The organism is Olivibacter sp. 47 (assembly GCF_030372825.1).
GTDB lineage: Bacteria > Bacteroidota > Bacteroidia > Sphingobacteriales > Sphingobacteriaceae > Olivibacter > Olivibacter oleidegradans.
Map to the genome: position 1 here is coordinate 1,568,700 of NZ_JAUCNR010000001.1, position 9,552 is coordinate 1,578,251.

General features: G+C 36.5%; 8 protein-coding genes. 4 read left to right on the forward strand and 4 right to left on the reverse strand.

Annotated elements, in window-relative coordinates:
* Positions 1 to 603 carry a DinB family protein gene (locus tag QT327_RS06970; protein ID WP_289552436.1) on the reverse strand — a complete coding sequence of 201 codons (603 nt, stop codon included), beginning with the start codon at positions 601 to 603 and terminating at the stop codon, positions 1 to 3.
* A 378-nt stretch (positions 604 to 981) separates the two neighbouring features.
* Here QT327_RS06970 and QT327_RS06975 point away from each other — a divergent pair, with 378 nt between their 5' ends.
* Together QT327_RS06975 and QT327_RS06980 are read left to right on the forward strand one after the other, a co-directional pair.
* Positions 982 to 1,968, forward strand: a complete 987-nt coding sequence (locus QT327_RS06975; RefSeq protein WP_130857980.1) for a GlxA family transcriptional regulator — start codon at positions 982 to 984, stop codon at positions 1,966 to 1,968.
* Between the two features lie 48 nt (positions 1,969 to 2,016).
* Positions 2,017 to 2,373, forward strand: coding sequence for an SH3 domain-containing protein (locus QT327_RS06980; RefSeq protein ID WP_013663530.1), 357 nt, complete (start codon positions 2,017 to 2,019; stop codon positions 2,371 to 2,373).
* 71 nt (positions 2,374 to 2,444) lie between these two features.
* On the opposite strand, the gene QT327_RS06985 is transcribed toward QT327_RS06980, so the two are convergent.
* The 3 genes from QT327_RS06985 to QT327_RS06995 all read right to left on the reverse strand — a co-directional run bounded on the left by QT327_RS06985 (position 2,445) and on the right by QT327_RS06995 (position 4,597).
* On the reverse strand, positions 2,445 to 3,026 hold the full coding sequence (locus QT327_RS06985) for a helix-turn-helix domain-containing protein (protein ID WP_013663531.1): 582 nt from the start codon (positions 3,024 to 3,026) through the stop codon (positions 2,445 to 2,447).
* A 106-nt stretch (positions 3,027 to 3,132) separates the two neighbouring features.
* Entirely contained in the window at positions 3,133 to 3,561 is a 429-nt protein-coding gene (locus tag QT327_RS06990; RefSeq protein WP_289552437.1) for a DoxX family protein, read from the reverse strand.
* Between the two features lie 160 nt (positions 3,562 to 3,721).
* Complete coding sequence (locus QT327_RS06995; protein WP_130857977.1) at positions 3,722 to 4,597, reverse strand: DUF808 domain-containing protein; 876 nt, start codon at positions 4,595 to 4,597, stop codon at positions 3,722 to 3,724.
* 712 nt (positions 4,598 to 5,309) lie between these two features.
* Between QT327_RS06995 and QT327_RS07000 the strand changes: the two genes are divergently transcribed.
* Positions 5,310 to 8,375, forward strand: a complete 3,066-nt coding sequence (locus tag QT327_RS07000; RefSeq protein ID WP_289552438.1) for a TrlF family AAA-like ATPase — start codon at positions 5,310 to 5,312, stop codon at positions 8,373 to 8,375.
* Between the two features lie 42 nt (positions 8,376 to 8,417).
* Entirely contained in the window at positions 8,418 to 9,266 is an 849-nt protein-coding gene (locus QT327_RS07005) for a pPIWI-associating nuclease domain-containing protein (protein WP_289552439.1), read from the forward strand.
* Positions 9,267 to 9,552 lie beyond the last annotated feature (286 nt).

Genomic DNA, 9,552 nt, shown 5'->3' on the forward strand with positions numbered 1-9,552 from the left:
TTACTTTTTTGGAAAGGTGCTTGCGCCCTTCACTTCTTCTATCTGTTCAGTGTGTCTTAAACTATGCCCCGCTATATACAAAAGCATCCGGTATGCATCGGCGTATTCTTTGGCGGGTGTAATGGTTAGGTGATTTCGTAAGTCGTCAAGTGGCGTATTCTTAATAAAGTCTAATGTAATTGCACGTTGTTTCTTGAAATCGTCCAACACTTTGGTCAATTGATAGGATTGTTTGTGGGGCTGTAAAGGTTCAGGTGCTTTAAATTTCTGCGTTCTATTCTGCATCATACCAATCACATCACTATCCGTGCCCTTTAATGCTGTACGTTTTTCAGGATTGGCCGGCTGCTTCATCAAATCCTGCACCATACCTAAAAGCATATGTTCTGTTTTGGTAATGTGTTCAAGGCATTGCCCTATAGACCAGCTAGCGGTATCTGCTTTGAAGTTTACTTGTTGTTCGCTTAACCCGGCGACGTCATTAAACAAGCGAGTTTCCGACTGTTTAAAAACAGTCAGCAACGAATCTTTCGCGTTATCCGTTGCTTTTGCCGCCTCTAAGACAAACAGTAAAAAGGCGATCAAAATAATTGATTTTTTCATTGGAGTAATTTGTTTTATGTGTTTAAACTTCCCTACCTACTATCGGTAAATAGGTGCTATCTATTCTTCTCCGCTGAGCGTTGACTCAGATTTATAAGTATATTGTATGGTTTTTAATTTGGCATCTGAGCGTTACTTCAGATCAAAACAGAATAAATAATTTCCACCTCGCGTTTGACCGCCGAAATAACACTTTAATAAGTCAAAGTTATGCAGAATTCATTAAATAACGGAGGTGAAAAACGACAAAATCAGGGTGTGGAATAGACGAATAAGCATATTGCACAAAATAACACAAAGTGGTTGATTGCGACAATATTACCGTTTATATTTGCGTTATTAAGCAAAAACCAATTAGAAAACAAACAATCTTAGGTCATGAAACACATATCGATCCTGATTCCCGAAGGACACACCAGTATCACTAACATTGAAGGCACGCACCAAATTTTCTCAGAAGTAAACGAATGCTTTGTTCGAGTTGGTAGACCCCCTCTTTTCGACATTAAACTGGTTGGGATTAACCCGAATGCCAGCCAACGAAACGGTGTGTATACGATTAAACCGGATCATCTTATAGGAGAGGTAAGCAAAACAGACCTGATCATTATTCCCGCTATGCTGGGTGATCTGGAAAATGCGCTCAAGCTTAATGCGGCCTTTATTCCCTGGGTTGTCAAACAGTACATGCAAGGTGCCGAATTAGCTAGTTTTTGCGTCGGCGCTTTCTTTTTGGCCGCAACGGGTCTATTAGACGGCAAACAATGCGCAACACATTGGCGATTTGCCAACCAGTTTAGACAGCAATATCCGAACGCAAGGCTCGTTGACGATAAAATTATGACCGAAGATCGTGGAATCTATACAAGCGGTGGCGCTTATTCTTATACTAACCTACTCTTATATTTAGTAGAGAAACATGCTGGAAGAGAAATTGCTGTACTGATTGCCAAAACGTTTATGATCGACATTGATCGATATAGTCAATCACCTTTCATTATGTTTAAAGGGCAGAAGGAACATGAAGACGATCTGATTATTAAAGCCCAGGAGTTTATTGAAAAAAATTTCCAGGAAAAAATAACTGTTGATCAACTGGCAGACATGCTTGCTCTCGGACGTAGAAGCTTGGAAAGACGGTTTAAGAAAGCAACCAGCAATACAGTAACAGAATATATACAGCGGGTAAAAATGGAAGCTGCAAAAAAAGAATTGGAAACAAGTAGAAAAACGGTAAGTGAGTTGATGTACGAAATTGGTTATTCCGACACAAAAGCTTTCCGTTCGACCTTTAAAAAAATCACCGGTTTGTCTCCGATTGAATACCGTAATAAATATAACAAGGAATCTATTGTTCTTTCTTAACGAACCAACGTTCGCTAGAAGCAATAGCGTCACCAGCGATTAAGTAGAATGGAGAAGAAATATAAAACGCTGAAACCCTATAAAACACCCTACTCAAACCCGATTACACTGGTAAAAGGAGAAATCGTACGACTAGGAAAAGAGGAAACTGAAGAAAAGTGGAGAGGATGGATCTGGGCAGAGAATGATAGTAATAAAGGGTGGATACCTCGTCAGATCGTTGCTTTTTCAGAAGATAAAAGAAGTGGTTGCCTGTTGGAGAATTATTCCGCCAAAGAACTAACTATTAATGCGGACGAGCAAATCATGATCCTACGATCTTTAAACGGTTGGAGTTGGGTGCAAAATATAACAACTCATGAAGAGGGCTGGATTCCTGATGAGATAATCGGTCAAAGTGAATAACCCAACAATGTCAAAACATATGCTCCGCCATTCTTCCTTATAATGAGTTCCTACCTTCTAGCTCCTCTTCGTTAGGCCATATCTTCTTCGAAAAAATAAACCACCAGCATAACCGCCTTATAAGATCCGATGTTTTTGGGGGTATGAGGAATCCTACCGTCGAATAATAACGAATCTCCTGCACTCAAAAGGACACTTTCCTGTTCGAATTTATATTCGATTTCGCCGGATAAGATATACTTATATTCAAAAGCCAGTGTTTCTACCATTGGTCTTGAAGCATTGGGCTCTAGTTCCAGTAAAACAATATCAACCGTTGAGTTTTTAATATTTCTGGTGAAAATTCGGTGATAGTGAAACCCGATCGCTTCCTCTTTTTCAAAATGGCTATACTCGTCCTTTTTCTTTATCAGAATTGTCTTATTGTTTTTGTTGACACCGATATCCTTAAAAAAAATGTTCAAATCAACATCCAAAGATTTGATGATTTCAATCAACACCATCAAGGAAGGGATGACGCGGTTATTTTCTATTTGCGATATCAGTCCTTTACTTACCGAAGCTCTGTCAGCTAGTTCCTGAACGGTAATTCCTTTATTCTTACGTCGTTCTTTGATTTGATTGCCTATTTGTATTAAAATATCGTCCTTCATTTAGACAGCTTGTTATACTTGATGATGTAATGACTACAAATATATCAGAGCTTCCTGTCTATAACAAATGACAATAAACTATTTAGACTAAAATATTTTTAGCCGATTACCGATTATGTATAGCCGTATTGTGTTGCTTCCGAGCAGTCCAAGCACCGGTACTCCAGAGAGGCCATATAATAAGCAGCGGATGTAGGCAAAGACGTAATAACCGTAAAAAATCACTGTTTAAACCAAAAGCGTCCGCATGGGTTAAATACTGCTGGAGGTTCCCCGGAAAAATTAGCAGGAAAAACAAAGCGGTTAACCATCCTATCGGCACTTGTTTTGACACCCAAAACAGCAATGCAATACCAAGCAAAATCTCCACTGCGCCCGATAAATTGACGACTAAATCGGGATCTAATGGTAGCCAGGAAGGTACTTGTGCACGGAATGGGATATGTAACCAAGTGAGGTGTCCGGTACCTGTAAATAACAAAAGCAATCCTAATAACACCCTGAAAAGACGCTGTGTTTTAGTTGTTGAGATCATAATTTAAGAAGGTAAAGGTGAAAAAACAGGTGCATAACTGTTACGCAACCTCAAGACAAATATAAATATTTAGTTGATTATCAACAAGAAATGCCATATAATTCAAAAAAACATGCTATGCAACGAATCCACTTCAATCCAATTGGCTTTATGTATAGGATCAGTGATTGGTGGCTGTTCCGGAAGAAAACATCCTTTTAGCGACCGTAAAAATTCCCACTGCGATTAAGCCTACTGCTAACCCAATTACAAATTCTTTGAGAATGGATGGTATGTTCGGCAAAATATGGTGCAAATATTCAATATTGTGAACAAAGATACCACCTGAAACCAATATAAGGGCGATTGTACCAATCACACTCAAGAACTTGATAACCAAGGGGAGCGACTTAACCAATAAGTGCCCAAGCGTCGACCATAATCCCTTATCATTGGAATACTTGATTAACCTGTACCCGGTGTCATCCATCCTAACAATGAGCGCAACGATGCCATAAACTCCTATGGTTGCCAAAAGAGCTACAACCGAAACGGTTAAAATTTGGATGGTTAGACTTCTATCTAAAACAGCACCTAATGCTATAATTACAATCTCTATTGAAAGAATGAAATCGGTAGTGATGGCGGATTTAATTTTTGCTTTTTCAACATCTCCATTTTTTTCTTCACGTTCCTCAATTACCTCATGTCCCGGCTTCTTTCGATGAAAAAAGTACTCAACTATTTTTTCAGCACCTTCAAATGCTAAATAAATGCCGCCCAACACCAGGAATACTTTTATCGCAATGGGAAAAAACACATTTAAGGTCAATGCAATTGGAACAATAATGAGCTTGTTGATCAAAGAACCTTTCGTAATAGCCCACAGCACCGGTAATTCACGTGTTGAAAGAAAGCCCGTCGCTTTTTCGGCATTGACCGCTAAATCGTCGCCCAATATACCGGCTGTTTTACGCGTTGCTATTTTACTGGTTACCGCAACATCGTCCATCAATGAAGCTATATCATCTAAAATCGCAAAAAAACCTGATGCCATATGTGTTTGTCTATAAAGCTATAAAAATATAAATTAAATTCAATTCTTGGTTAACCAATATTAGGCGCGAGCTACAACTTGCCTCGTCTCGCCCATACGCCGAGGATCTTTTCGGACAACCATTCATCATAATGAAAATATGGCGTTCTATTACCTTTAAAAACAAACACCTTTTAATTCTTTCAATTAAAAGAAACAACAAAAAAGGGAAAGATTCGTTTGAATCTTTCCCTTGTAGACCCTAGGGGAAGGATATCGAACCGCTTTTTGGTGGATTTGAAGAGAATTGCTGATTAAGTTTTTGAGTTATCGAAGTGGTAGAACGACCATCTCATAAAGAATAGCCACATAAAATCTATTAATAGAGTACAAAAAGATTGTAGTCAATGAACTTTATCGATCCAACATTTAGACAATGAAATGATATAGCGGAACTTTGTCCCGATTAAGCGAAATATCCAGCCTCCTCCCACAAACTAAAATATCTGACCAAATTTTCTAATATTCGGGGTAATGAAATAAATAAGAATAACAATCAAAAAGCAATCAAGGGTACCTCAGTGAGTTCCAAATTTTTATTGTACCGATAGATGTCCACATATTAACGCTACAAAATTGTTTTTTTACCATATTATTAAATACTATATTTGGAATGTTTCGGAATCTTTGATTAAAACCTTATAAATAAATCACCTATATCAACCTATAAATTATGAGCAATTCTAGAGGCTCCTTTTGGAGAAAAGCTGATTTTCACATCCACACTCCTCTTTCATACCTCAATAATGAATTTGGTCAAGACTTTGACACATACGTGCAAACAATGCTTAGAAAGGCAATTGAAACAAAAGTCAATATCATTGGAATTACTGACTATTTTAGTATTGACGGTTACAAGAAACTTAAAACAGAATATCTGGAGAAACCAGAGAAACTTAAAACACTATTTATAGATGAGGAAATCAGAAAAATCAATTCAATGCTGATTCTTCCAAACATCGAATTTCGGATAAATAAAATCATCCAGATAAATAAATATAAAGATGGGGAAAAAATTGGAACAGAAAGCGGAAGAGTAAACTTCCACATTATCTTCTCTAATGAGGTATCAATAAAAACTATTGAGGAAAATTTTCTGCATGATATCCATTTTATCTATGAAGCTGATCCCACCGAACCAGATAAGATGCAAAGGCTTAAAATTGATAATCTTATTAAACTTGGACAGCGTCTAAAGAATGAACAACCTGACTTAAAAGGTACTGATGTAGTTGTAGGAATGAACAATGCTGTGGTCGATGATCAACAAGTTTGTAAGTTGTTGAGCGAAAATAAAGACTTTAAAGACAAATACCTGATTGTTGTTCCAGTCGATGAAGATCTTTCTGAAATATCTTGGAAAAGCCAAGAACACCTGACAAGAAAAGTGATATTGCAGCGTGCTCAAGCCTTTTTCTCCTCAAACAGGAATACCGTCGAGTTTGGATTGGGACAAAAGCATCCATCCTTAGACAGTTTTGAGCGCGAATTTAAAACTTTAAAACCCTGTATATGGGGTTCGGATGCCCATAGCTTTGGCGGTCTTTTTGAACCTAAAAATAAAAACTACTGCTGGATTAAGTCCGAACTGACATTCAACGGTGTAAGACAAATACTCTTCGAGCCGGAAGACAGAGTTTATATTGGCGAGCAACCTGCATTATTTACTAAAATATATGCCGCCAGAGGAAATTATATCGATTCAATAGAAATCAATCAAATAGAAAATTATAGTGAAGGGAAAGGCGTGTGGTTCAAGAATTTTGATTTGCAGATAGGACTTGAATTGACAGCTATTATTGGCAACAAAGGGAAGGGAAAAAGTGCGATTGCGGATATTATTGCTCTATTGGGCAATGCTCATGTACCCGCTAAAGATTTCTCCTTTCTGAACGCCTCTAAATTTTGTCAAAAGGGATTTGCAGAGAATTTTATAGGAAGATTAAAGTGGTTTGATAAAAATGAGAATACGAAGCTCCTAAATGAAGGAGTGGATTTTACCGACGTATCCCGTGTGAAATATATTCCGCAAACATATCTAGAAAAATTATGCAATGACGAAAATAGCGGTTTCAAAGATGAAATAAATAAAGTGGTTTTTTCCCGTCTGGAAGAATCAGACAAACTTGGCAAACAAAGTTTCGAAGAATTAGAAGAATATTTGACGAATCTCGTTAATCAGGAGATAGCGATAATCCTCACAAAAATAGATAGTATAAATAAATCCATTTTGCAGCTAAATAATAGGCAAAAGAAGGAATATGTTTTATCTATTGAAAACAATAAAAAGTTGAAAGAACAGGAGATGGATATTCATGAGCAAGAAAAAGAGAAGATTATTGTTGTGCAGAATCCTGAAAACGACCCTAACATTTCGAAAGAACAGAAAGAGCTATTTAACAGCGCTACCAAACTGGAAGAAGATATCAGGATTATAGAAAATCAGATCCTTGCCGAACACAATAAATTGAGACTATTAAAAATAGAGCTTTCGGAGCACAAAAATTTTCTAAGTAGTATCGAAAATCTTGAGAACAGCCTAAATGAATGGCTATCGGGACATGATGACTACTTCCAAAAATACAAATTAGTCGCTACAACAATATTCTCTTATAAATCGGATAAAGCAACTATTAACAGGCTTATACGAGAAACAGAACAAAAGATTGCAGCAAGTGAAAATACTCTTTCTGCTAAAACAATATCAACTGAGACGGGCGTGGAATTGGGTTTGACATCTAAGTTAACGCACCTGACGAATATGAAATTGAAAATAGAATATGATTTAAACAAGCCGTTAAAAGAGTACCAAGATTACCTGTTAAAAGAGAGGGAATGGAATACCCGGGCCAAAGAAATCATTGGGGATGAATTAACCGAAAACACATTGAAATATTATGAAGCTGAACTAACATATGTCAAAAATCAACTTCCTATTGACATAAACGAGAAATTGGACCAACGTAAAAAGCTTATCCAAGAAGTCTACAATCGCAAAAAACACATTCAAGGCATTTATGATAAGATGAAACAAGCTATCAGCAATATATTGATGGAATTCGCAATAGAGCAGAATATCTCCATCGAAACATCCTTCAAAATTGACCGCCTATTCTTCTCCAAATTCTTTGACTTTGTAAATAGATATGGGGACTTTTATCAAAATGGGGACGACTACTTATCTAATCTAGTCAATAACCAAGATTTTAATAGCGAAGAGGATGTTCAAAGGTTTCTTAAATCATTAGAAGATTCAAATATAAGATTTAAAGAAGGAAGAGAGCTAGACTTTCACAACTATATCTATTCCCTTGGTTATTTAAACCCAGAGTACGAGCTAAGACTGAACGGCAAGTCACTAAACCAACTATCACCCGGCGAGAAGGGAGGACTATTATTAGTTTTCTATTTGGTTTTGGATAAAGATGATAAACCACTTATAATAGACCAGCCCGAAGACAATCTTGATAACCAAAGTGTAGCTGAAATCTTAGTCCCTTATATTAAGAAGGCAAAAAAGCGAAGACAAATTATTATGGTAACACATAATCCAAATCTTGCAATTGTTGCTGATGCTGAACAGGTCATATATATGAATATTGACAAAGAGGATAATTATGCCGTTTCTTTTGACTCTGGTGGAATTGAAAATGCGGTCATGAATAAACACATAGTCAATATCTTAGAGGGTAGAATGAAAGCTTTTGAAAATAGAAGAGTGAAATACACAAAAATGTAAATACTGTTTCAAAACGATATGGAACTATGCCAATAAAATTTCATGAACACTATTGAACTTGTTAAAAAAATTTTCACTTCTCAATTTGAATTAGATCTGTTCTCTGCATCCTTAGCTAGTCTCAATGATGTCAACAACAAATTGAGGTACAATAATTTTGCTTATAGTATCAGGGAATTATCTAGGCACTTTCTGCATGCTTTGGCACCCGAATCAAAAATCAAAAATTGCGTTTGGTATACACCCGAAACAATCGACAATAGACCCACGCGAGCACAGCGAATAAAATACGCTATACAAGGCGGAATAAGTGATGATATTTTACAGAGTTGGGATTTCGACATTGATAATCTAACAGAAACGATAAAATCAATAAAAAATACTATCGATTCTTTAAGCAAATACACCCATATTAACGAAAATGTTTTCAACTTAGACGATGATTCCATCAAAGTTAAAAGCAACGAAGTCCTAGCTATGTTTGCCAGATTTGTAATGAACATTGATGAATATAGAGAAAACCTAAAACAATCTTTAGATGGCCAAATAGAAGATCAAATGATTTCTTCAGTGTTTTCAAATTCCTTTGAGAATATTGACAGTTTAGCCCCACGTTACTCCCTTAATTACTGCGACATCTATGCCTATCACATTTCAGAGATAAATGACTCTGAAATTATTGTAAATGTATCCGGAGAACTTTATGTAACTTTAGAGTATGGTTCCAATAAAGAAAGACGGGAGGGAGATGGGTTAGACTTAAAGGAAAGTTTTCCTTTTGAAACAAAGGTAAGATATGAGATTTCAGAGGATTTTCCCAATAGTTGTTACGAAATTGACGATTACGGTGTGGATACCTCCAAATGGTATGGTGAAGAAGATTACTTATAAATCGATCTCAAATTTGGACGCAAAGAAGTATATTTTCTCATTCTAACAAAATGACTAATCAGAATAATATTAATAAAACTTCACATTTAGAAAACTTTTAAAACCTTAATAGGCACTTAAGGCGCGGAAAAAAAGCCCCTTGATTTTCGATGAAAATCGAAGGGACTAAAAATTGATATGTTCTATGTTCTCAGCTATACAGCAAATCTACCGCCTTTTTAAACTTCTCGTTCAAGCACTTTTCGTTAGCGTACCTCACCAAACATTCATTAAAAAAGATAGCGTT